The organism is Nocardia sp. 2TAF39, from assembly GCF_052114905.1.
Lineage (GTDB): Bacteria > Actinomycetota > Actinomycetes > Mycobacteriales > Mycobacteriaceae > Nocardia.
In genome coordinates this window covers 152,806-174,247 of the sequence record NZ_JBFRFQ010000006.1, presented here as the reverse complement: position 1 = coordinate 174,247, position 21,442 = coordinate 152,806, and the positions used below count along the sequence as shown (strand labels likewise).

Sequence of the window (21,442 nt, the reverse complement as noted above, 5' to 3'; positions counted from 1 at the left end):
GTGAACAGTTTCATAAAGTTACGGCGGCCATAGCGGCAGGGAAACGCCCGGTCCCATTCCGAACCCGGAAGCTAAGCCTGCCAGCGCCGATGGTACTGCACCCGACAGGGTGTGGGAGAGTAGGACACCGCCGGAACATCCTTCCACGAAGGCCCTCGACATTGTCGAGGGCCTTCGGCATTTCCAGGCAGGAACTGTGTTTCGCAGTGAACTCGCAGGGAAAAGTAAGATTGCGTAGAGTGCGGACACCGGATCATGGATGACGGCGGCAGATCGCCGTCGCCGCGCGGACAAGGGAGGTGTGCATGGTCGTCGCGACGACGCCGGCCGACTTGGCGCCGATCGATTCCCACGCACCGGCTCGACACCGTTGGTGGCGACCGAGATTGCCCGCCACGGCCGGATATCTGGTCGGGCTGATCATCGTCTCGGCGGTTTTCTCGGCACTGAGCGACTCCGCTCAGACGAGGATGGTGCTACATGCCAGTACGAACCTGCACAACCTGCTGAACGGCAGGGTCGGGACGCTGTTGTCCAGTGCGTTCGTGATCGGCGACGTCGGTGCGGCTTGGATCCTGATCCCGCTACTCGCCTGCCTGCTTGCTCTGGCCGAGCTGCGCTTCGGCGCTGTCCGACTGGTTCGCGTCTTCCTGGCAGGCCACATCGGCGCTACGTTGCTTGTAGCTGCTGGCCTATGGGTAGCGGTGGAGGCCGGGTGGATGCCCACAAACATTCGCTGGGCGGAAGACGTCGGCGTCAGTTATGGGGCCATGGCACTGGTCGGCGCACTCGTGGCGGCCGTACCGCACCGGTGGCGGATCGCGTGGGCCACGGTGTGGTTCATCGTGGCCGCCGAGGGTGTGCTGATCGGGCAGACGTTCACCAACGTCGGTCATCTCGTGTCGTTCACAATCGGGTCGGCCGTCGGATTCTTCATGATCCGCAACAGGGCGACCATGATGCACCGGCTCACCCGGGCCGAATCCGCGTTGCTCGCGGTCAGCGCCGTCCTCGCGGCGATCTTGCTCATGGGCTGACGGCAGCCGCGGGCGGGCGCTCGCCTACAGTGCTTGGGTGCGCCTAGTGATTGCTCGCTGTCAGGTCGACTACGTAGGGCGACTGACCGCCCATCTTCCGATGGCCCGCCGGTTACTGCTGATGAAAGCGGACGGTTCGGTCCTCGTTCATTCCGACGGCGGCTCGTACAAGCCGCTGAACTGGATGAGCCCGCCATGCTGGCTGGATGAGCGTAATGGCGACGCTGAGCTGCCGGAGGGATCGAAGGCGCTCTGGGTCGTCACCAACAAGACGGGAGAAGAACTCCGCATCACCATCGAGGACATCGAACACGACTCCTCGCACGAACTGGGGATCGACCCGGGCCTGGTGAAAGACGGGGTGGAGGCCCACCTTCAGGAACTCCTCGCCGAGCACGTGCAGACACTCGGCGTGGGCTACAGCCTCATCCGCCGCGAGTATATGACAGCGATCGGCCCGGTGGACCTGCTGTGCCGGGACGCCGACGGAGGCACCGTCGCCGTCGAGATCAAGCGCCGTGGCGAAATCGACGGCGTCGAACAGCTCACTCGCTATCTGGAACTGCTCAACCGTGATCCGCTGTTGGCTCCGGTCGCTGGCGTCTTCGCCGCCCAGCAGATCAAGCCGCAGGCGCGCACCCTCGCCGAGGATCGCGGTATCCGCTGCCTCGCACTGGATTACGACGCTCTGCGTGGCACGGAGAGCAACGAATTCCGTCTCTTCTGAACTTCCCCCTTCTCCAGGGGATTCGGGGGTATGCAGGCTGCTTGCGGCGGGGTAATACGCTATTCGCATGCCCCGCCGTAAACCACGTCTGGATCGCCATGCTGATCGGTCGGGTGGCACAGCGCTCGGGGGCGTGTTCGGGCGTACCGAATCGGGCCCGGACGGCGACGAGACATACGTGGTCCGCGCCATCCCAGGGACCCGAGCGATCAAGGCCTACCGCTGCCCCGGCTGCGATCATGAGATCGCGCCGGGCATAGCACATGTTGTCGCCTGGTCGGCCCAAGGCGGCGAAGAGGACCGTCGCCACTGGCACCGCGGCTGCTGGAACGGTCGCCAGACCCGCCGTATCACCCGCCGCTGGTCGTGACTGAGTGTGTGATGACATGGGTAACTCGCCGGGAACCGGTTGACCGGTCCTGGCAAGTTGTGGGCCGCCGACGCCCAAGTTCTATGCATCTGCGTCCGGCCTGAACACGCGGACGAGGCGGAGGAGCCGGAAATTAGGGAAGGCCGCCCCAGCTGGGGCGGCCTTCGGTGAATTCGGTTGTCAGTCGCCGCGTGACCCGACGTCAGTTGCTGATGTCGGCGTTCTCGCGCTCTTCCGTATCGATCTCGTCGTCCTCGCCGGCGAGCTCGGGGATCGCCTTCTGGCGCGAACCGGTGACCGACTTGGCGCCACCGCCGATCGACTTGCGCTGATCCGGAACACCATCCAGCAGTTCGCTTTCCCGGTTGACCGCGGCGAGCATCGCGGGCACCGAGTCGAGCTGACCGCGGATACCGAGCAGCTGGGCGAGCACGCGACCGCGCAGCACGCGCATTTCCTCGGCCAGTTCCTTCGCGTGCGCGATCTTGCGGTCGGAGGTCTGGGTCGCGGAGGTGATGAGGCGGTTGGCCTCGTCGGTCGCGTCCTTGATCCGCTGTGCTGCCTCGGCGCGGCTGGTGGCTTCCAGCTCCTCCATCGCGCGGGTGAGCTTGGTGCGGCGCTCGGCCATGGTGGCCTCGAAGTCCTGCTGGGTGGCCTTGCGCTTCGCGTCGGCTTCCTTGCCGATGCGGTCGGCCTCGGCCTGGGCGGCCTCGATGATCTTGGTGGACTCGGTGCGTGCATTCGCGAGGGTTTGCTCGAATTCGATTTCGAGCGCCTCGCGCTTCTCCTTGGTCTCCGCGAGCAGCGACTCATATTTGCCACGCATCTCGGTGGCCTGCTGCTCGGCGATCGACACCATTTCCGCTGCCTCGGCCTGCGCCAGGGCGCGAACCTCGGACGCCTCGTCGGAGGCGAGCCGGAGCATGCGGGAAATACGGTCGGACATGCCTTCCGCGGTGGTCGGCGGCACCGAGAGTCGGTCGACCTCCTTGCGGAGTTCGTCGATCTCGTCGCGCGCGTCTTCCAACTGACTTGCGAGGTTACGTGCTTGTGCCGCAGCGGCATCGCGGTCTGTGGCGGTGACTCGCAATTCCGCGTCGAAGCGGTCGAAGTAGTTACGCACCTCGTCTTGCGCATAACCCTTGCGCACAACGGTGAAGGGCAGTGCAACGAAGCGATTGCGATCGGACTCGGGTGACGACATGGCACACAAACTACAGCCTTAGGACAGCCGATGGTGACTCGACTGCGAATGTCATTCCAACGAGTTTTCCCGACCTGACGTCGATACTAGTGCGTAACATTCGCGTTCGGTTCGACCAACTCGATCAGCACACCGCCAGCATCCTTCGGGTGGATGAAATTGATGCGGGAATCGGCTGTTCCATGCCGCGGGGCCTCGTACAGCAAACGTAGACCCTTCTCACGCAGGTGCGCGGAGACCGCGTCGATGTCGGTCACGCGGTAGGCCAGTTGTTGCAGGCCCGGTCCGCTGCGGTCGATGAACTTCGCGATGGTCGACTGCGCGTCGAGCGGCGCCAGCAACTGCAGGGCAGTGGCCCGGTCGGGTGCGCCGGGCAGCGACAGCATCGCCTCGTGGACGCCCTGGGCCTCGTTGACCTCGCGGTGGGTCTCGATCATGCCGAGGTTCTCGGCGTACCAGGCGACCGCGACGTCCAGGTCGGGCACCGCGATGCCGACGTGGTCGACCGCGGTCACGTAGTCCGCGGGAATGAAAGACGAATGGTCGATAACGTTGCTCACCACTCGAACGTAGCGCGTACCTGGCCGGAGTAATGGGGGTCGTACCCGCTACCGTTGAGTACGACATCGCCGCGCCGCTCCGCGAAGCTGCGGGCAGGTCCGATCTACGAATGCGAGGCTCGTCGTGACCACTTCTGTCATCGTCTCCGGTGCGCGTACCCCGGTCGGTCGGCTGCTCGGGGGTCTGAAGGACTTCAGTGGTTCCGATCTGGGTGGCTTTGCCATCAAGGCGGCGTTGGCGAAGGGTGGCGTCGCGCCGGAGCAGGTCGACTACGTGATCATGGGCCAAGTGCTCACTGCGGGCGCGGGACAGATCCCGGCTCGCCAAGCCGCCGCGGCGGCGGGTATCCCGCTGGACGTGCCCGCGCTGACGGTCAACAAGGTGTGCCTGTCGGGTATCAACGCGATCGCCCTCGCCGACCAGCTGATCCGGGCAGGCGAGTACGACATCGTCGTCGCCGGTGGTCAGGAGTCCATGAGCAAGGCGCCGCATCTGCTCGAAAAGAGCAGGGAAGGCTTCAAATACGGCGATGTGACATTGCGCGACCACATGGCCTATGACGGACTGCACGACATTTTCACCGACCAGCCGATGGGCGCGCTGACCGAGCAGCGCAACGAGGTCGACCGGATCAGCCGCGAAGACCAGGATGTGTTCGCGGCGGCCTCGCACCAGCGTGCGGCGGCGGCGTGGAAGAACGGCGTCTTCGACGACGAGGTGGTCCCGGTTGCGGTGCCGCAGCGCAAGGGCGACCCGGTGCTGGTGTCCTCCGACGAAGGCATTCGCGCCGACACGACGGTCGAGTCGTTGGCCAAGCTGCGTCCCGCGTTCCGCAAGGATGGCACGATCACCGCGGGCACCGCCTCACAGATCTCCGACGGCGCCGCCGCGGTCGTGGTGATGAGCAAGGAGAAGGCCGAATCGCTCGGTCTGAGCTGGATCGCCGAGATCGGTGCCGCGGGCGTGGTCGCGGGCCCGGATTCGACACTGCAGGATCAGCCCGCCAATGCGATTGCCAAGGCCTGCGCGCGGGAAGGCATCGCGCCCGCCGACCTGGATCTGGTGGAGATCAATGAGGCCTTCGCGGCCGTCGGTGTCGCCTCCACCCGCAAGCTGGGCATCGACCCGGCGAAGGTGAACGTCAACGGCGGCGCCATCGCCATCGGCCACCCGCTCGGCATGTCCGGCGCCCGCATCCTGCTGCACCTGGTGCTGGAACTGAAGCGCCGCGGCGGCGGCATCGGCGCGGCCGCGCTCTGCGGCGGCGGCGGTCAGGGCGACGCGCTGATCGTCCGCGTCTGACTGCGGGCAGCCCGCATCCCGCGCTGAACTGCAGATACCCGGTACCGCGTCTATCACGGAAGCTGGGTGTTCGCGCCCCCTCAGCAGGGCCATGGCGAGGGAATGCGCAATCTCGCGGCGCTCGACGATGCGAGTGTGACCCGTTCGACTACGACGGTCCGTAGTGCGTCCGGCAGAATGGTCACCATGGGCAATGTCTTCGACCTGAGCACGGTCGCCAAGCGGTTTCGCTTCATCGCGGTGCTCGAGGCGATCTCCTGGGTCTTCCTGATCATCGGCATGGTGTTCAAGCGCCTTCCTGAACCGGTGCTGTGGCCCGTCAAGGTGTTCGGCATGACGCACGGGATCATTTTCGTGCTCTTCGTGATCACCGCGATCGTGGCTGCGCGGGAGCTGGGCTGGAACGCCAAGACCACTGTTCTCGCGCTGCTGTCCAGCATTCCGCCGTTCTGCACCGTTCTGTTCGAGGTCTGGGCGGTGCGCGCGGGCCGGCTGGGTGAGCTGAGCAACACCGTGTCCACGGACTCCGGAGCTCCCGTATCCGTGACGTCGTGACAAACTGGAAACCGTGACTCGACCAGCTGCCCGCCGTCCTTCGCCCGCTGTCGCCGCCGCCATGTCCGGTGCGGTGGATCTGTCCAGTCTGAAGCAGCCCGCCGCCGGTGCGGGTGGTGCGGCGGGGGGCGATTACTCGGTCACTGAGGCCGATTTCGAGACGAAGGTACTACGCCGCTCGACGCAGGTTCCGGTCGTCGTCGTGCTGTACTCGCAGCGCAGCCCGGGCAGCATCGAGCTGGTGCGGACGCTGGAGCGTCTGGTCGCCGCCGACGGTGGCACCTGGGATCTGGCCACCGTCGAGGCCGAGGCCAATATGCGGATCGCTCAGGCGCTGCGGGTGCAGGGCATTCCGACGGTGATCGCGATTGCGGGCGGCCAGCCGCTCGCGGACTTCGAGGGCGCTCAGCCGGAGCCGCAGGTGCGGCAGTGGCTGAACGCGGTCGTCGACGCGGTCGCGGGCAAGCTCGAGCGCAACGGAGAACCGGAGCCCGCCGAGGACCCGCGCTTCACGGCGGCTGAAGCCGCGCTGGAGCAGGGCGATTTCGCGGGCGCCGAGGCGGCCTACGAGGCCATCCTCGCCGTCGAGCCCGCGAACGAGGAGGCCAGTGCCGCGCTTCGCCAACTCCGGTTCCTCGGTCGCGCGCAACAAATCCCGGAGTCGGCGATCGCGACCGCGGACGTCGACCCGTCGAATGTCGATACCGCGCTCGCCGCCGCCGATCTCGAACTGTTCCACCAGCGGCCCGAAGCGGCTTTCGACCGGCTGATCGCCGTCGTCAAGCACACCGCGGGGGACGAACGCACCAAGGCGCGCACTCGCCTGCTGGAGCTTTTCGAGCTGTTCGACCAGGCCGAGCCGTTCGTCGTCGCCGCGCGCCGCAAGTTGGCTGCCGCGCTGTACTGAGTTCGCTCAGCGTTCGGGAGGTCCGACGCGCTCTGCGCGCGCGGCTGCCGGCCCGTCGCTAGGCCGGGCGCAGCCAGACCGCGCTGTTCGGCGCGAGCGCAACCGTGGCCGACGCTGGACGGTCGTGCCACGGCTCCTCGGCGGCCACCACCTCGCCCAGATTCCCGATGCCGGAGCCGCCGTACTGGACGGCGTCGGTGTTGAGGATTTCGATCCAGCGGCCCGCGTGGGGGAGGCCGACGCGGTATGCGCCGTGTACGGAGCCGGAGAAGTTGTAGACGCACGCGACTACGGACCCGTCCGAGCCGTAACGCAGGAACGCCAGCACGTTGTTTGTGTGGTCGTTCGCCTCGATCCAGGCGTAACCGCCCGGTGTAGCGTCCTGGCTCCACAGGGCGGGATGGGCGCGGTAGACAGTGTTGAGGTCGCGCACCACCGCCGTAACGCCCTGGTGTAGTGGATTTTCCAGCTCGTGCCAGTCCAGTCCGCGATCGTGCGACCACTCGCGGAACTGGCCGAAGTCCTGCCCCATGAACAGCAGCTGTTTGCCGGGATGGGCCCACATGTAGGCCAGCAGTGCCCGCACGCCACCTGCTTTGGCGAATTCGTCGCCGGGCATCCTGGTCCAGAGCGTGCCCTTGCCGTGCACGACCTCGTCGTGGCTGATCGGCAGCACGTAGTTCTCGCTCCATGCGTACATCAGTGAGAAGGTGACCTCGTTGTGGTGCCAGGAGCGGTGGACCGGGTCGCGGCCGAGGAACCCGAGGGTGTCGTGCATCCAGCCCATGTTCCATTTCATGGTGAAGCCGAGCCCCCCGACGTCGGTGCCGCGGGTGACGCCCGGCCAGGTGGTGGACTCCTCGGCGATGGTCACGACGCCGGGATGATGGCGGTGCACCGTGTCGTTGAGCTCCTGCAGGAAGTCGACGGCCTCCAGGTTCTCCCGGCCGCCGTGCACGTTGGGTTCCCATTCTCCTTCGGCACGTGAGTAATCCAGGTAGAGCATGGAGGCGACCGCGTCGACGCGCAGGCCGTCGATGTGGAACTCTTCGATCCAGTAGCGCGCGTTGGCGACGAGGAAGTTGCGCACCTCGTGCCTGCCGAAGTCGAAAACATAGGTGCCCCAGTCCAGTTGCTCGCCTCGGCGCGGGTCGGCGTGCTCGTAGAGCGGGGTTCCGTCGAAGCGGGCCAACGCCCATTCGTCGCGCGGGAAGTGCGCGGGAACCCAGTCCAGCAGCACGCCGATGCCCGCCGCGTGCATGCGGTCGACGAAAGCGCGGAAGTCGTCCGGGGAACCGAATCGTGCTGTCGGCGCGTAGTACGAGGTGACCTGATAACCCCAGGAGCCGCCGAAGGGGTGCTCGGCGATGGGGAGTAGCTCGATGTGGGTGAAGCCGGCCGCACGCACGTATTCGGCGAGTTGGTCAGCTATTTCGCGGTAGCAGAGGCCAGGACGCCATGAGCCGAGATGCACCTCGTAGACGCTCATCGGCGCACTGGTCGGATCGGTCGCCGCGCGCCGGTCGAGCCAGGCGTGGTCGTGCCAGACGTAGTGGCTCTCGGTGACCACCGACGCGGTCGCGGGAGGCGGTTCGGTGGCGAAGGCCAGCGGGTCGGCGTGATCGACCGTCCGGCCGTCGGCGCCGTGCACGCGGTACTTGTACTTGGTGCCCGGTTCGACATCGGGGACGAAAACCTCCCAGATCCCGGACGATCCGAGCGAGCGCATCGGCGCGGTGTTGCCGCTCCAGCCGTCGAAGTCACCGATCACGGTGACGCCTCGCGCGTTCGGCGCCCACACCGCGAATGAGGTGCCCTGCACTGCACCGTCCAGCGTGGTGTACCGGCGTGGGTGTGCGCCGAGCACCTCCCATAGCCGTTCGTGGCGGCCTGCGCCGATGAGATGCAGGTCGAGTTCGCCGACGGTGGGCAGGAAGCGGTAGCCGTCCGCGCCGAGGACGGTCCGGCCGCCCGGATAGGTGCTCACGATGCGATAGTCCATGAGATCCGGGTACGGCACCACCGCGGCGAACACGCCGTGGCCCAACGGCTTCAGCGGATGATCGACGCCACCTACGCGCACGGACACCGTTTCGGCGTGCGGGCGCAGCGCCCGCACGGCCGTGCCGTCGGGATGGGGGTGGGCGCCGAGTACAGTGTGCGGATCCGTGTGGGTGCCCGCCGCCAGGAGCATCAGATCGCGGCGTTTCATCGCAGCGTCCTGCGATAGGTCAGTTCGCTGCGGGCCTGCTGCGGTACCGGGGGCAGGGTGAGGATGTGCGCGACGGCGTGCGCGGGGTCCAAGCGAACGTAATTGGTTTGGGCCCAGTGATATTGCTCGCCGCTGACCTCGTCGTACACGACCGGGTGGTCGTGCCACTCGCGGCCGATAGCGGGCAGGTCCAGCGAGATCATCCCCCATTCGGCGCCGAACGGGTTCAGGTTCACCACCACCAGCACCGCGTCGCCACTGGCCGGGTCGATCTTGGAGTAGGCGAGCAGCGCATCGTTGTCCACGTGGTGGAAGTGCAGGCAGCGCAACTGCTGCAGGGCGGGGTGCGCGCGGCGGATCTCGTTGAGCCGGGTGATCCACGGTTCCAGCGATTCTCCGTGCGCCAGAGCCTCGGCGAACGGGCGCGGGCGCAGCTCGTATTTCTCCGAGTCGAGATACTCCTCGCTGCCTGGGCGCACCGCCTGGTGCTCGAACAGTTCGAAGCCGGAGTAGACGCCCCAGGTCGGTGCGAGGGTGGCGGCCAGCACCGCGCGGACGGCGAACATGCCTGGTCCGCCGTGCTGAAGGCTTTCGTGCAGGATGTCCGGGGTGTTCACGAACAGGTTCGGGCGGGCTTCGTCGGCCTTCGCGGCCAGTTCGTTGCCGAACTCGGTCAGTTCCCACTTCGCGACGCGCCAGGTGAAATATGTGTAGGACTGGCTGAATCCGCGCCGCGCCAGGCCGTACAGCCGGGCCGGGCGGGTGAACGCCTCGGACAGGAAGATCACGTCCGGATCGGTGCGGCGCACGTTCGTGATCAGCCACTCCCAGAAGTCGGCGGGCTTGGTGTGCGGGTTGTCCACCCGGAAGATCTTGACGCCCAGGCCGATCCAGTGCCGCACCACGCGCAGCACCTCGGCGTACAGGCCGTCGGGGTCGTTGTCGAAGTTGACCGGGTAGATGTCCTGGTATTTCTTCGGCGGATTCTCGGCGTAGGCGATAGTGCCGTCCGGCAGGGTGGTGAACCATTCCGGGTGCGCCTGGACCCACGGATGGTCGGGTGCGCATTGCAGTGCGAGATCGAGCGCCACCTCGAGGCCGAGTCGTGTTGCCGCGGAGACGAAGTCGGCGAAGTCGGCTTCGGTGCCGAGCACGGGATGTATGGCGTCGTGGCCGCCGTACTTCGAGCCGATCGCCCACGGCGAGCCGACATCGCCGGGCTCGGCGACCAGCGCGTTGTTGCGACCCTTGCGATTCACCTCGCCGATCGGGTGGATCGGCGGCAGGTACACCACGTCGAAGCCCATGGCGGCCACGCGCGGCAGCTCGTTGGCCGCGGTGGCGAAGGTGCCGTGGATCGGCTTACCGGCGGCGTCGCGGCCGCCGGTCGACCGTGGGAAGAACTCGTACCAGGATCCGTAGAGCGCGCGGTGCCGCTCGATCTGCACGGTGTGCTGCGGTCCGCGGGTGACCAGGTCGCGCAGGGGAGCGGCCCGGAGAATATCGGCGACCTCGTCGGTGAACGCCGGAGCCACCCGCGCGGGCAGCTGCTCGTCGCTGCGCAGTGCCGCTGCGACCGCCCGCAGCCGCTCGAACTGCTTCTTCGGCACGGCCTGTGCCGCGCGATCGAACAGTCGGGCGCCGAGCTCCAGGTCGTTGGCCAGGTCAGCTGCGCTCTGCCCGACGGCCAGCTTTGCCTCCACCGCCGACCGCCAGGTGGCGAGGGGGTCGCTCCAGCCTTCGATGCGGTAGGTCCACGCGCCGGGCAGGTTCGGCGTGAAGGTCGCGTTGAACACGTCGGGTTCGTGATCCGGCGTCATCCGGATCCGGACCGGGCGTGCCGCGCCGGGCGACCGGACCACCAGCGTGGCCGCGACGGCGTCGTGGCCCTCCCGCCACACGACGGTGCGCACCGGGAACACCTCGCCGACCACGGCCTTGGCGGGCCGACCGCCTGCGATGGACGGGGCAGTGTCATCGATAGCGATGCGGCCGGTCACGGAACCAACCTACCGGCAGCCGGCCGTGTGGACCGGATCAGTGCGTCGATCAGATCGATCCCGCCGCGAATCGATCCCGCCGCGTGCGGAGTTCCCGGCGCTGTCCGAAGAACAGGTGCGATGCCGGACCGCTGGCGTGACCTCAGCGGGCGTCAGCGGCGAGGCCCAGACCGAGGGCGACCAGGAAGGCGCCGAGCGCGCGTTCGATCCGCTGCCGAATGCCGGCCCGGCGCAGCCAGGCGCCCGCGCGGTCGGCGGCCAGGACGACGCCCATGCACCAGGCGGTGTCGATCACCAGTTGGATGAGCGCGAGGATCGCGACCGTCGGCAGCACCGGTCCGCTGGACGGAAGGAACTGCGGCAGGATCGTCAGCCCGAAGACGGCCGCCTTGGGGTTGGCGGCGATCGAGATCAGCGACGCGCGGAAAGCGGCGCCGGGTGTCCGTCCCGACGGCAGCATCTTCGTCATCGTGGCGCCGAATTCGTCGTCACCGCGCGCGCCCCGCCACGCCTGGACGCCGAGCCAGATCAGCACCAGCGCACCGACGACGTGCACCGCGGTATTCATGGCCCGGTTCGCGACCAACAGCACCGATAGCCCGGCCCCGCCCGCCAGTGTCCAGCCGAGCACCCCGATTTCATTGCCCGCGACTGCAGCGAGCCCCGCCGCGCGGCCGTCGCGCACAGCGCGCTGAAGAAACAGGGCGGTCGCCGGGCCGGGTAGCGCCGCGAGGATCAGGCAGGCCGGCAGGAATTGGGGAAGGACGTGAACCCAGTGCGGCATCAGCCGATACTGCCCGTTGCGTTCGGGCGCCGGCCACTGATTTTCCGCATGGCACGTCGGGTGACATGCTTGCGAACCAGGAGATCCCCAGGTCAGCTGGGTTAATGGACACGCAGTCGATGAGACCGCGCTACTGCGGACCCGTGTAGTTTCTACCCAATGAAGGCATTGCGTCGATTCACCGTCCGTGCCCATCTGCCCGAGCGTCTGGCGGCCCTCGGTGAGCTCGGCACGAATCTGCGCTGGTCGTGGCATCCGCCGACGCAGGACCTGTTCGCCGAGTTGGAGCCGCGACGGTGGCAGGAGATGGGACACGATCCGGTCCGGATGCTCGGCGAGGTGCCCGCGTCCCGGCTGGACGAGCTGGCCGCCGACCCCGACTATGTCGGTCGCGTCGACGCCGCGGCCGCAGACCTGCGTGATTACCTGGCGGCGCCAGGGTGGTTCCAACTCCGCGCGGGGGAGGAGGAGGTCCGCGGAATCGCTTATTTCTCGATGGAGTTCGGCGTCACCGAGGTGTTGCCCAACTACTCCGGCGGTCTCGGCATCCTGGCCGGTGACCACCTCAAGGCCGCCTCCGATCTGGGTCTGCCGTTGATCGGCGTCGGATTGCTCTATCGCTCCGGCTATTTCCGGCAGTCGCTGTCCGCGGACGGCTGGCAGACCGAGCGCTATCCGGCCCTGGACCCGCAGGGTCTTCCGCTGCGCGCGCTCACCTCGGAGGGCTCGCCAGTCCTCGTCCACGTGGCCATGCCCGACAACCGTGTGCTGCGCGCGCGAGTGTGGATCGCGCAGGTCGGACGGGTTCCGCTGTTGCTGCTCGACTCGGATATCGCCGAGAACGATTCGGAACTGCGCGCGGTCACGGACCGTCTCTACGGCGGCGATCAGGAGCATCGGATCCGGCAGGAGATCCTGGCGGGCATCGGCGGCGTACGCGCTGTGCGTGCCTACACGTCCTCGGCCGGACTGCCCGATCCGGACGTCTTCCATATGAACGAAGGCCACGCGGGCTTCCTCGGTGTCGAGCGGATCCGTGAATTCGTCTCGGCAGGTAGGGATTTCGATTCCGCGCTCGCCGCAGTGCGGGCGGGCACGGTGTTCACGACCCACACCCCGGTCCCGGCGGGCATCGACCGGTTCCCGATGCCGATGGTGCGTCGCTACTTCGGCGGCGCACACGGCGAATCCGAATCCGCCATGCTGCCCGGCCTCTCCGTGGACCGGATCGTGGCGCTGGGCCGCGAGGCCGACCCTTCCGTCTTCAACATGGCGCACATGGGTCTGCGCCTCGCGCAACGCGCCAACGGTGTCTCGAAGCTGCACGGTGAGGTGAGCCGGGGCATGTTCGCCTCGCTGTGGCCGGGATTCGACGCCGCCGAGGTGCCGATCGGTTCGGTCACCAACGGTGTGCACGCCACCACCTGGGCCGCCCGCGAGTGGGTCGACAAGGCGCGCGAGCACATCGGCGCCGAGCTGGTCGAGGAGGCGCGCGGCTGGGAACGCCTGCGCGATATCGACCTGGCCGAGTTGTGGTCGACGCGGAACACGTTGCGCGCGACCTTGGTCGACGAGGTGCGCCGCCGGGTACGCGCGTCCTGGCTGGAGCGTGGTGCCGCGGAGGCCGAACTCGGCTGGGTGAATGGTGTTTTCGACCCGAACGTGCTGACCGTGGGGTTCGCGCGTCGGGTGCCGACCTACAAGCGACTCACCCTCATGCTGCGCGATCCGCAGCGGCTGCGGGCGCGACTGCTGGATCCGGAGCGACCGATGCAGCTGGTCGTCGCGGGCAAGAGTCACCCCGCCGACGACGGAGGAAAGGCACTCATCCAGCAGGTCGTCCGCTTCGCCGACGATCCCGAGGTGCGTCACCGGATCGTCTTCCTGCCCGACTACGACATGTCGATGGCCCGCTATCTGTACTGGGGCTGTGACGTCTGGCTGAACAACCCGCTGCGGCCACTGGAGGCGTGCGGTACATCCGGCATGAAGTCCGCGCTCAACGGCGGGCTCAACCTGTCCATCCGGGACGGCTGGTGGGACGAGATGTACGACGGCGAGAACGGCTGGGCCATCCCGACCGCCGACGGCGTCCGCGACGAGCACCGCCGCGACGACCTCGAGGCCGCCGCGCTCTACGACTTGTTCGAGCGCACCGTCGCCCCGCGCTTCTACGATCGCGACGCGTCCGGGATGCCGGTGCGCTGGGTCGAGATGGTTCGCCACACCTTGCAGACCTTGGGGCCGAAAGTGCTGGCCTCCCGCATGGTCCGCGACTACGCGGTGGGGTACTACGCGCCCGCCGCCACGGCCTATCAGCAGGCCATCGCCGACGATTTCGCGGTAGCCCGCGCCATCGCCGAGTACCACCACCGTCTGGAAGCGGCGTGGCCGTCGGTCAAGGTGATCCAGGTGGATAGTGCGGGCCTGCCGGATACGCCGATCATCGGGGCTCGGCTGTCGCTGACCGCGCGGATCGAGCTCGGCGGGTTGAGCGTCTCGGACGTCGTCGTGCAGGCGGTGCTCGGCCGGGTGTCCGCGGCCGACGATCTCTCGGATGTCACCACGGTCGCGATGACGCACAGTGGTTCCGATTCCGGTGTCGAGTTGTTCACCGTCGACACCCCGGTCCCGCTGTCCGGCGCGGTCGGCTACACAGTGCGCGTGCTGCCACACAACGATCTGCTGGCCTCCGACGCCGAACTCGGTCTGGTGTCCGCGCCGCACGCCTGAGTGACCGTACAGCTCGCCATGAGCTCTTCCGGCAGCCGGTCGGTCCCGGCGCGTTCGGCTGGTGCGCTGCCCGGTGAGCTGCTCTACGAACGCGATCAGCTCGATGAGGCCGAGCAGCTGCTGGACGAGTCAGCGGCTCGGGATCGAAGGTGGTGGCCCCGGTCACGGTTGCGCGCGGCTGTTCCACGGTGGGTTGTCCGAGTCAGTGAATCGTCGGCTACCGTGCCCTGGCACACCCGTATCGTTCCCGAGTGGAGTCAGCCATGGTCACCGACGTTCTGAATCGGACCCGAGGACGCCTCGACGCGTATTTCGGCATCAGTTCGAACGGCTCGACCATGAAGCGGGAAGTGATGGCCGGGACGGTGACGTTCCTGGCTATGTCCTACGTGCTCGCGGTGAATCCCGCGGTGCTCGGCGACCAGGGCGCGCTGGGCGAGCGCGGCATCCCCATGCAGGCGGTGTTCACCGCGACAGCCGTCGCCGCCGTGTTCGGCACGCTCGTCATGGGCATCTGGGCCAGGTACCCGATCGCGCTCGCACCGGGGATGGGGCTCAACGCGTTCTTCGCGTACTCGGTGGTGCTCGGCATGGGGATTCCGTGGCAGGTGGCGCTGTCGGGCACATTTCTGTCCGGGCTCGTCTTCTTCGTCCTCGCGGTCACCAAGATTCGCGAACGCATCCTCAACGCCATCCCGATGCAGTTGAAGCTGGCTGTCGGCGCGGGCATCGGGTTGTTCGTCGCGTTTCTCGGCCTGAAGAACGCGGGCATCGTGGTGAACAGCGACGCGACGTTGGTCACGCTCGGTGACTTCACCAAGGGCACGACGCTGCTCGCGCTGTTCGGGTTGCTGGTGACCGTGGTGTTCCTGGTGCTCGGCTGGCACGGAGCGGTGCTGTACGGCATCGTGCTCACCGCGATCGTCGGGATCGTCAGCGGCTTGGTCGACCTGCCCCGTGGCGTGATCGCCGCGCCGGAGGGGCTGGAGCACACCTTCGGCCAGGCGATTGTTCATCTGCCCGATGCGTTCACTGCTCAAATGGCCGTGGTGGTGCTGACCATGCTGTTCGTCGACTTCTTCGATGCTTCGGGCACCTTGATCGGCGTTGCGAACCAGGCCGGGCTGCTGGACAAGAACGGCAAGCTGCCGCGCGCGGCGAGTGCGCTGGCGGCGGACTCCGTGGGCACCATGGCGGGCGCGGTCATCGGCACCTCGACCACCACCGCCTACGTCGAATCGACTGCGGGCGTCTCGGCGGGCGGCCGTACCGGGCTGACCGCCGTCACCACCGCGGGCTGGTTTCTGATCGCGATGTTCTGCTATCCGATCTTCGCGGTGGTCGCGGGTTCCGGTGCGGTGACCGCGCCCGCCCTGATCGTGGTCGGCATCCTCATGGCCCGCGCGTTCGGCGAGATCGACTGGAACCGGTTGGAGTATTCGGTTCCCGCGTTCATCACCATCGTGATGATGCCGCTGACATACTCCATCGCTAACGGTCTCGCCATGGGCATGCTCTTCTACCCGGTTGTCATGGTGGCGAGGGGCCGGATCAAGGACGTGCACCCGGCCATGTGGGCGCTGATGGTGGTGTTCCTCGGCTACTTCTTCTTCCTCGCGGAATGACTCTCCCGTGCGTCTCGGGCTGAACCATTCCAGGGGCTGAACCGTGTGGAATGGGACCGGAAGTTGGTGCCCACGTGCGACGATCGGGCCGCGGTCCGATTCATTGCCGAGGCAGAGACCGTGTCCGGAACGACATTGCAGGGATGAGGATCACGATGACCAGGAAATCCGTACTCGAACGCACCGCGAACAACGCCGCATTGGATGGGATCTCGACCGATATCGGACTTCTGGTCCTACGCGTCGTCTTCGGCGGCATCCTCGCCGCGCACGGTTCGCAGAAGCTCTTCGGATGGTTCTCCGGCCCGGGATGGCGAGCGAACGCCGACGGCTTCGAGAAGATGGGTTACAACCCGGGCAAAGTGTTCGGGACACTGGCTGGCCTGTGTGAGTTCACCGGGGGTGTCTTGCTTCTGCTCGGTCTGCTGACTCCCCTTGCCGCGGCCATCGTGCTCGGCACGATGATCAACGTGATCAACACCACTTGGCACGGCGGACTGCTGACCGGCAAGGGTTACGAGATGGGACTGCTGTTCGCGGCGGCGGCCACGGCGATCGCGTTCACCGGACCCGGCAAGTTTTCGCTGGACGCGGGGCGTCCATGGCAGCGGCAGGGTTTTGTGTGGGGTGTGGGTGCGGTGATCATCGCGGTCGTTGCCGCAGTGCTCACCCTGATCCTGAAGTGGGTTCTCTGAGCCGGTGACCCAGCCGGTTTCGCGGCGCGGTGCTCGGCGCGGCGATCGCAGTATTCGGGCGACCGTTCGCCCGCGCAGACGCTGAGCGGAGTCGCCGCGCTCGCACTGCCGGGCATGGTGATCAGGGTCGACGCGGTAGCCGTGCGAGACTGACGTTCGTGGAGGGGGTTCGGGCCCCGCGCCGCGTGCAGGGCAAGGCGCGGGGACCGCCGATACTTCGGTGTGGGAATTGGGGGTCCACGGAAGTATCGCGAATCAATCTACTTCCATCCAGAAGTATGTGCGCATCGGTGTGCGCTGTATCACAGCGTGGCCGCTGTAAGCCGTTGCAGCGCTTTGACCACGACCTCCGGGTCTGCGGTCTCCCAGTAGGGCGGCAGCGAAGCGCGCAGGTAGCTGCCATAGCGGGCAGTGGCGAGGCGTGAGTCCAGGATGGCGACCACGCCACGATCGTCGACGCTGCGCAGCAGGCGGCCCGTGCCTTGGGCGAGCAGCAGTGCGGCGTGATTGGCCGCCACGGTCATGAACCCGTTTCCGCCGCGCAGTTCCACCGCCCGCTGCCGGGCCGCGAGCAGCGGGTCGTCCGGACGGGGGAACGGAATGCGGTCGAGGATGACCAGGCTCAGCGACGGACCCGGCACGTCGACGCCCTGCCACAGCGACAGCGTGCCGAACAGCGAAGTTTCCGGATCGTCGGCGAACTTGCGGACCAGCGCGCCCGTCGCGTCGTCGCCCTGGCACAGCACAGGAGTGCCCAGTCGCTCGCGCAGCGCGTCGCTGGCGGCGCGCGCCGCGCGCATGGAGGAGAACAGGCCGAGTGTGCGCCCGCCCGCAGCCTCGATCAACCGTTCGATCTCGTCCAGGTAGGCAGGCGCCAGCCCGTCGCGGCCGGGCGCGGGCAGGTGTTTGGCGACGTACAGGATGCCGGACTTGGCGTGGTCGAAGGGCGAGCCGACGTCGAGCGAGCTCCATCGGACGATGTCGGCGTCCGAGGGAGCTTCGGCGCCGTTCGCGGTGGCCGCGTCGGTGCGATTGCCCGACTGCGCGGGCAGACCCCAGGTGACGGCGAGTCCGTCGAACGATCCGCCGATCTGCAACGTGGCCGAGGTCAGCACGACCGTCGCGGTGCCGAAGAGCCTGCTGCGCAGCAGCCCGCCAACGGCGAGCGGCGCCATGCGCAGCGAGCGGCGTACGACGCCGCGCATCTCGTCGGCCGCCAGCCAGATGACATCGCGGCGGGAGGCAGGGTCCGGCTCGTCGAACGCGGTCAGCGCGCGGACCGCGCTGTCGTGCACCTCGTCGATCGCGGCCACCGCCAGATTCCGGGCAGCGGCGTTCTCGGGATCGCCCTGCGTGGTGGCGCCTTGTGGCGCGAGCGCGGTGCGCGCGTTCCACGCGGCGTCGCGGATGAGGGCGAGTATCGGGGCCACGCCGTCGGGCAGGCTGTCCCAGCGGGCGGCGGGCAGGTCGTCCAAGACGTCGTGCCACGACTCGGCGGCGCCCTCCAAACGATCCAGCTCCTGCTCGTCGATGAGCTTGGCGCAGCGCCGGGCGGCCGCGCTGATCGCGGTAGGGGCGAGTTCGGCGGTTGCCACGCCGGTGACTCGGTCGACCAGCTCGTGCGCCTCGTCGATGACCACGACGTCGTGCTCGGGCAGCACTTGGATGCCGCTGATCGCGTCGATCGCGAGCAGTGCGTGATTGGTCACCACCACGTCGGACTGCGCCGACTCGGCCCTGGCTCGCTCGGCGAAGCAGTCCTGACCGAAAGGACAGCGGGACTTGCCGAGGCATTCTCGCGACGACACGCTGACCTGTCGCCAGGCGCGATCGCTCACCCCCGGGGCGAGCTCGTCCCGGTCGCCGGTCTCGGTGTCGGAGGCCCATTCGTTGAGCCGCTGCACCTCGCGTCCCAGACGCGAGATCGCGAATGCGTCGAACAGCTCCGCCTCGGCGGGCTCGTCCGGGATCGCGCTGTTGATCTTGTTCAAGCACAGATAGTTGTTGCGCCCCTTGAGGATCGCGTATTTCGGGGTCCGCCCCAGTGGCTTGCTCAGCGCCTCGGCGAGCCGGGGCAGATCCCGGTCGACCAGCTGGCGCTGTAGTGCGATCGTCGCCGTCGAGACCACCACGGTGCGTCCGGTACGCACCGCGTGGCGCAGGCTCGGGACGAGATACGCAAGCGACTTGCCGGTCCCCGTCCCGGCCTGCACCGCGAGATGTTCCTTGGTGTCGATCGCGTGGTCCACCGCCGCCGCCATCGTCACCTGCCCGACACGCTCCTTGCCGCCGAGCGCCTGCACGGCGGTGGCCAAAAGGTCGGAAACGGGCGGCAGTTCGGGCACGCGAGCAGCCTACTTGGTACGTCCGACACAGCAGGGCGGTCAGCGAGACCGGACGGTCCTATCGGTGGATACTTCCTTCCAGGTCTACACCCGCCGTGCGCATGCGGTCCAGTGCGGCGTTGGTGGTGTCCGGTGCGACCCCTGCGGTGAGATCGAGCAGAACACGGGTGTCGAAGCCTTCGATGCGCGCGTCGAGGGCGGTGGCGCGCACACAGTGGTCGGTGGCGATGCCGACGATGTCGACGGCATCGATGCCGTGGTTGTGCAGCCAGTCCGCGAGTCCGGTGCCGTCCTCGGCGGCGCCCTCGAACCCGGAGTAGGCCGCGGAGTAAGCGCCCTTGGAAAAGATCTGGTGGATGGACCCGGTGGTCAGTGTGGGGTGGAAATCGGCGCCGGACGTGCCGACCCGGCAGTGTGGCGGCCAGCTGTCGACGTAGTCGGGGTTGTCGGCGAAGTGTTCGCCGGGATCGATGTGGTAGTCGCGGGTCGCGACGATCGCGTTGTAGTCCGTGGCCGCGAGGTGTTCGCTGATCCGCGCGGCCACCGCGGCACCGCCGGTGACGGCGAGCGAACCGCCCTCGCAGAAATCGTTCTGGACGTCGACGATGATCAGGGCTCGGGTCATGGTGGCCTCCCGCGGTATGAACTGTGTGGCCCGTCTCGATTCTGCCGCTACGTCGAACGACCTGTTCACGCGACTCGCGGTGAATTCCCTACCCGCGATGTAAACGCGGGCACCCCGGGCGCTGATCAATGAATGTCCCTTGTTCCCGTTCGGTCCGCCAGGTCCGTCGCCTCCCCGCACGGAGGACACCATGAGTCAACTCAGACTGTCTCGCACCGTAATCATCGGCACCGCTGTCTATCTCGCGATCTCGTTTCTCTCGAGCGACCGGCCCGGCGACGCCGTCGAATGGGTGCGGTTCGGCCTCATGGGCGCCGTGTTCGCGCTGTTGTTCGGCACCGGACTCCTCTTCCTCCGCCGCTTCACCGCCGGGCGGAGCTGACCTCAGGCGAAGGTGGTCGAGACGGCGGGCTCGCCGGCGGAGAGTTTCAGGCCCTCCCACGGCAGGCTGATCAGCCCGCGGGCGACCAGGTCGCGGCCAGCGGCCAGTGTGGGCAGCCCCTCGACCTGCTCGCCGGCGCGCACAAGCGGAACGAGCAGCTCGCGCGCCACCAGTCCGTCGACGGCGGGCGCAGGTCCGGTCGCCGGGTACACGATCTCCTCGACGATCGTGCCGGTGCGCCGGGCCAGCCGGACCGCCTTCTTCGTGCCGCCGCGCGACTCCTTGTGACTGCTGCGCTTGGCCACCGGCAACCCGTCTACCTCGACCAGCTTGTAGACCATCCCCGCCGTCGGGCCGCCCGACCCGGTGACCAGCGCGGTCCCGACACCGTAGACGTCGACCGGTTCGGCGCGCAGCGCTGCGATGGCGTACTCGTCGAGATCACCGGAGACCACGATGCGGGTCTTGGTGGCGCCGAGCGCGTCGAGCTGGTCACGCACCTGCCTGGCCAGCACACCGAGATCGCCGGAGTCGATCCGCACGCCACCCAGTTCCGGGCCCGCCACCTCGATGGCGGCCGCTACGCCCTTGGTGATGTCGAAAGTGTCCACCAACAGTGTGGTCCCGATCCCCAGCGTCTCCACCTGGCTGCGGAACGCGGCCGCCTCATGCGCGCCGTCGACGCCGCTGTGCAGCAGCGTGAAGGCGTGTGCGCTGGTGCCGGCGCCGGGAACCCCGTAGCGGCGCACCGCCTCGAGATTCGAGGTGGCGTCGAAACCGGCGAGGTACGCGGCGCGGGCGCTGGCGGGCGCGGCAAGCTCGTGGGTGCGTCGCGAGCCCATCTCGATCATCCGACGACCGCCCGCCGCGCTCACCATGCGCGCCGCGGCGGACGCGATGGCGCTGTCGTGGTTGAGGATCGACAGGATCAGCGTCTCCAGGACCACACATTCGGCGAAACTGCCGCGCACCGAGACGATCGGGGACCCTGGGAAGTACAACTCACCCTCTGCGTAGCTGTCGAGATCGCCGGTGAACCGGTAGTCGCGCAACCAGTCGATGGTGCGCTCGTCCGAGAACGACGCCGCGACAGCCAGCTCGGCCTCGCCGAAGCGGAAGTGTCGCAGCGCATCCAGCAGCCTGCCGATGCCGGCGACGACGCCATAGCGGCGCCCATTCGGCAAGCGCCTGGCGAACACCTCGAAGGTGCATCGTCGATACGCCGAGCCGTCGGCGAGCGCGGCGGCGAGCATCGTCAATTCGTACTGGTCGGTGAGCAGCGCCGTGCTGGTGACGCCGTCGCGGATATCCACCCAGTCACTGTAGACACGCCGGTTCCGCAGCTCAGGTGGGCATCGGGCCGGTGAGCTGGGTAAGG

At 67.6% G+C, this 21,442-nt stretch carries 18 protein-coding genes and 1 rRNA gene; 11 read left to right on the top strand and 8 right to left on the bottom strand.

The window, feature by feature from the left end; genetic code table 11:
- The first annotated feature begins 19 nt into the window (after positions 1 to 19).
- From rrf to AB4Z47_RS06160, 4 genes are all read left to right on the top strand, one after another.
- A 5S ribosomal RNA gene (rrf, locus tag AB4Z47_RS06175) occupies positions 20 to 136 on the top strand.
- Between the two features lie 169 nt (positions 137 to 305).
- Positions 306 to 1,037, top strand: a complete 732-nt coding sequence (locus AB4Z47_RS06170) for a rhomboid-like protein (RefSeq protein ID WP_441948541.1) — start codon at positions 306 to 308, stop codon at positions 1,035 to 1,037.
- A gap of 37 nt (positions 1,038 to 1,074) precedes the next feature.
- Complete coding sequence (gene nucS, locus AB4Z47_RS06165) at positions 1,075 to 1,764, top strand: endonuclease NucS (protein WP_441948540.1); 690 nt, start codon at positions 1,075 to 1,077, stop codon at positions 1,762 to 1,764.
- 67 nt (positions 1,765 to 1,831) lie between these two features.
- On the top strand, positions 1,832 to 2,134 hold the full coding sequence (locus AB4Z47_RS06160; protein ID WP_441948538.1) for an ATP/GTP-binding protein: 303 nt from the start codon (positions 1,832 to 1,834) through the stop codon (positions 2,132 to 2,134).
- A gap of 202 nt (positions 2,135 to 2,336) precedes the next feature.
- Here the strand turns inward: AB4Z47_RS06160 and AB4Z47_RS06155 are convergent, their stop codons facing one another.
- Both AB4Z47_RS06155 and mce read right to left on the bottom strand, forming a co-directional pair.
- A complete protein-coding gene (locus AB4Z47_RS06155) occupies positions 2,337 to 3,338 on the bottom strand; it encodes a hypothetical protein (RefSeq protein ID WP_441948536.1) in 1,002 nt (333 codons plus the stop codon).
- A gap of 86 nt (positions 3,339 to 3,424) precedes the next feature.
- Complete coding sequence (gene mce, locus AB4Z47_RS06150; RefSeq protein WP_441948534.1) at positions 3,425 to 3,898, bottom strand: methylmalonyl-CoA epimerase; 474 nt, start codon at positions 3,896 to 3,898, stop codon at positions 3,425 to 3,427.
- A 124-nt stretch (positions 3,899 to 4,022) separates the two neighbouring features.
- On the opposite strand from mce, the gene AB4Z47_RS06145 reads away from it, so the two are divergent.
- The 3 genes from AB4Z47_RS06145 to AB4Z47_RS06135 all read left to right on the top strand — a co-directional run bounded on the left by AB4Z47_RS06145 (position 4,023) and on the right by AB4Z47_RS06135 (position 6,663).
- Positions 4,023 to 5,201 (top strand): acetyl-CoA C-acetyltransferase, encoded by a 1,179-nt coding sequence (locus tag AB4Z47_RS06145; protein WP_441948532.1) that lies wholly within the window; start codon positions 4,023 to 4,025, stop codon positions 5,199 to 5,201.
- 177 nt (positions 5,202 to 5,378) lie between these two features.
- Positions 5,379 to 5,756, top strand: a complete 378-nt coding sequence (locus AB4Z47_RS06140; RefSeq protein ID WP_441948556.1) for a DUF3817 domain-containing protein — start codon at positions 5,379 to 5,381, stop codon at positions 5,754 to 5,756.
- A 61-nt stretch (positions 5,757 to 5,817) separates the two neighbouring features.
- Positions 5,818 to 6,663 carry a tetratricopeptide repeat protein gene (locus tag AB4Z47_RS06135; RefSeq protein ID WP_441948554.1) on the top strand — a complete coding sequence of 282 codons (846 nt, stop codon included), beginning with the start codon at positions 5,818 to 5,820 and terminating at the stop codon, positions 6,661 to 6,663.
- Between the two features lie 58 nt (positions 6,664 to 6,721).
- On the opposite strand, the gene glgB is transcribed toward AB4Z47_RS06135, so the two are convergent.
- From glgB to AB4Z47_RS06120, 3 genes are all read right to left on the bottom strand, one after another.
- Complete coding sequence (gene glgB / locus AB4Z47_RS06130) at positions 6,722 to 8,875, bottom strand: 1,4-alpha-glucan branching protein GlgB (protein ID WP_441948530.1); 2,154 nt, start codon at positions 8,873 to 8,875, stop codon at positions 6,722 to 6,724.
- Positions 8,872 to 10,875: a maltotransferase domain-containing protein gene (locus AB4Z47_RS06125; protein ID WP_441948528.1), complete on the bottom strand. Its 2,004-nt coding sequence runs from the start codon at positions 10,873 to 10,875 to the stop codon at positions 8,872 to 8,874. The genes glgB and AB4Z47_RS06125 overlap by 4 nt, the downstream gene beginning before the upstream one ends.
- A gap of 142 nt (positions 10,876 to 11,017) precedes the next feature.
- Positions 11,018 to 11,659, bottom strand: a complete 642-nt coding sequence (locus AB4Z47_RS06120; RefSeq protein WP_441948526.1) for a LysE family translocator — start codon at positions 11,657 to 11,659, stop codon at positions 11,018 to 11,020.
- 159 nt (positions 11,660 to 11,818) lie between these two features.
- Between AB4Z47_RS06120 and glgP the strand changes: the two genes are divergently transcribed.
- The 3 genes from glgP to AB4Z47_RS06105 all read left to right on the top strand — a co-directional run bounded on the left by glgP (position 11,819) and on the right by AB4Z47_RS06105 (position 16,712).
- The gene (gene glgP / locus AB4Z47_RS06115) at positions 11,819 to 14,392 is read left to right on the top strand and encodes an alpha-glucan family phosphorylase (protein WP_441948524.1); all 2,574 of its coding nucleotides are present in this window, start codon (positions 11,819 to 11,821) and stop codon (positions 14,390 to 14,392) included.
- 263 nt (positions 14,393 to 14,655) lie between these two features.
- Entirely contained in the window at positions 14,656 to 16,017 is a 1,362-nt protein-coding gene (locus AB4Z47_RS06110; RefSeq protein ID WP_441948552.1) for an NCS2 family permease, read from the top strand.
- A 155-nt stretch (positions 16,018 to 16,172) separates the two neighbouring features.
- On the top strand, positions 16,173 to 16,712 hold the full coding sequence (locus AB4Z47_RS06105; protein ID WP_441948523.1) for a DoxX family protein: 540 nt from the start codon (positions 16,173 to 16,175) through the stop codon (positions 16,710 to 16,712).
- Between the two features lie 302 nt (positions 16,713 to 17,014).
- Here the strand turns inward: AB4Z47_RS06105 and AB4Z47_RS06100 are convergent, their stop codons facing one another.
- Positions 17,015 to 19,057, bottom strand: coding sequence for an ATP-dependent DNA helicase (locus AB4Z47_RS06100; protein WP_441948522.1), 2,043 nt, complete (start codon positions 19,055 to 19,057; stop codon positions 17,015 to 17,017).
- A 58-nt stretch (positions 19,058 to 19,115) separates the two neighbouring features.
- Positions 19,116 to 19,682, bottom strand: a complete 567-nt coding sequence (locus AB4Z47_RS06095; protein ID WP_441948520.1) for an isochorismatase family protein — start codon at positions 19,680 to 19,682, stop codon at positions 19,116 to 19,118.
- Positions 19,683 to 19,872: 190 nt separating this feature from the next.
- On the opposite strand from AB4Z47_RS06095, the gene AB4Z47_RS06090 reads away from it, so the two are divergent.
- Positions 19,873 to 20,064 (top strand): hypothetical protein, encoded by a 192-nt coding sequence (locus tag AB4Z47_RS06090; protein WP_441948518.1) that lies wholly within the window; start codon positions 19,873 to 19,875, stop codon positions 20,062 to 20,064.
- Between the two features lie 2 nt (positions 20,065 to 20,066).
- Here the strand turns inward: AB4Z47_RS06090 and AB4Z47_RS06085 are convergent, their stop codons facing one another.
- Positions 20,067 to 21,377 (bottom strand): nicotinate phosphoribosyltransferase, encoded by a 1,311-nt coding sequence (locus AB4Z47_RS06085; RefSeq protein ID WP_441948517.1) that lies wholly within the window; start codon positions 21,375 to 21,377, stop codon positions 20,067 to 20,069.
- Positions 21,378 to 21,442 lie beyond the last annotated feature (65 nt).

Coding starts and splice junctions, on each gene's coding strand:
- AB4Z47_RS06170 (WP_441948541.1), top strand. CDS start 306: ATGGTCGTCGCGACGACGCCGGCCGACTTGGCGCCGATCGATTCCCAC.
- AB4Z47_RS06160 (WP_441948538.1), top strand. CDS start 1,832: ATGCCCCGCCGTAAACCACGTCTGGATCGCCATGCTGATCGGTCGGGT.
- AB4Z47_RS06155 (WP_441948536.1), bottom strand. CDS start 3,338: ATGTCGTCACCCGAGTCCGATCGCAATCGCTTCGTTGCACTGCCCTTC.
- AB4Z47_RS06140 (WP_441948556.1), top strand. CDS start 5,379: ATGGTCACCATGGGCAATGTCTTCGACCTGAGCACGGTCGCCAAGCGG.
- AB4Z47_RS06135 (WP_441948554.1), top strand. CDS start 5,818: ATGTCCGGTGCGGTGGATCTGTCCAGTCTGAAGCAGCCCGCCGCCGGT.
- glgB (WP_441948530.1), bottom strand. CDS start 8,875: ATGAAACGCCGCGATCTGATGCTCCTGGCGGCGGGCACCCACACGGAT.
- AB4Z47_RS06120 (WP_441948526.1), bottom strand. CDS start 11,659: ATGCCGCACTGGGTTCACGTCCTTCCCCAATTCCTGCCGGCCTGCCTG.
- glgP (WP_441948524.1), top strand. CDS start 11,819: ATGAAGGCATTGCGTCGATTCACCGTCCGTGCCCATCTGCCCGAGCGT.
- AB4Z47_RS06110 (WP_441948552.1), top strand. CDS start 14,656: ATGGTCACCGACGTTCTGAATCGGACCCGAGGACGCCTCGACGCGTAT.
- AB4Z47_RS06105 (WP_441948523.1), top strand. CDS start 16,173: ATGACCAGGAAATCCGTACTCGAACGCACCGCGAACAACGCCGCATTG.
- AB4Z47_RS06095 (WP_441948520.1), bottom strand. CDS start 19,682: ATGACCCGAGCCCTGATCATCGTCGACGTCCAGAACGATTTCTGCGAG.
- AB4Z47_RS06090 (WP_441948518.1), top strand. CDS start 19,873: ATGAGTCAACTCAGACTGTCTCGCACCGTAATCATCGGCACCGCTGTC.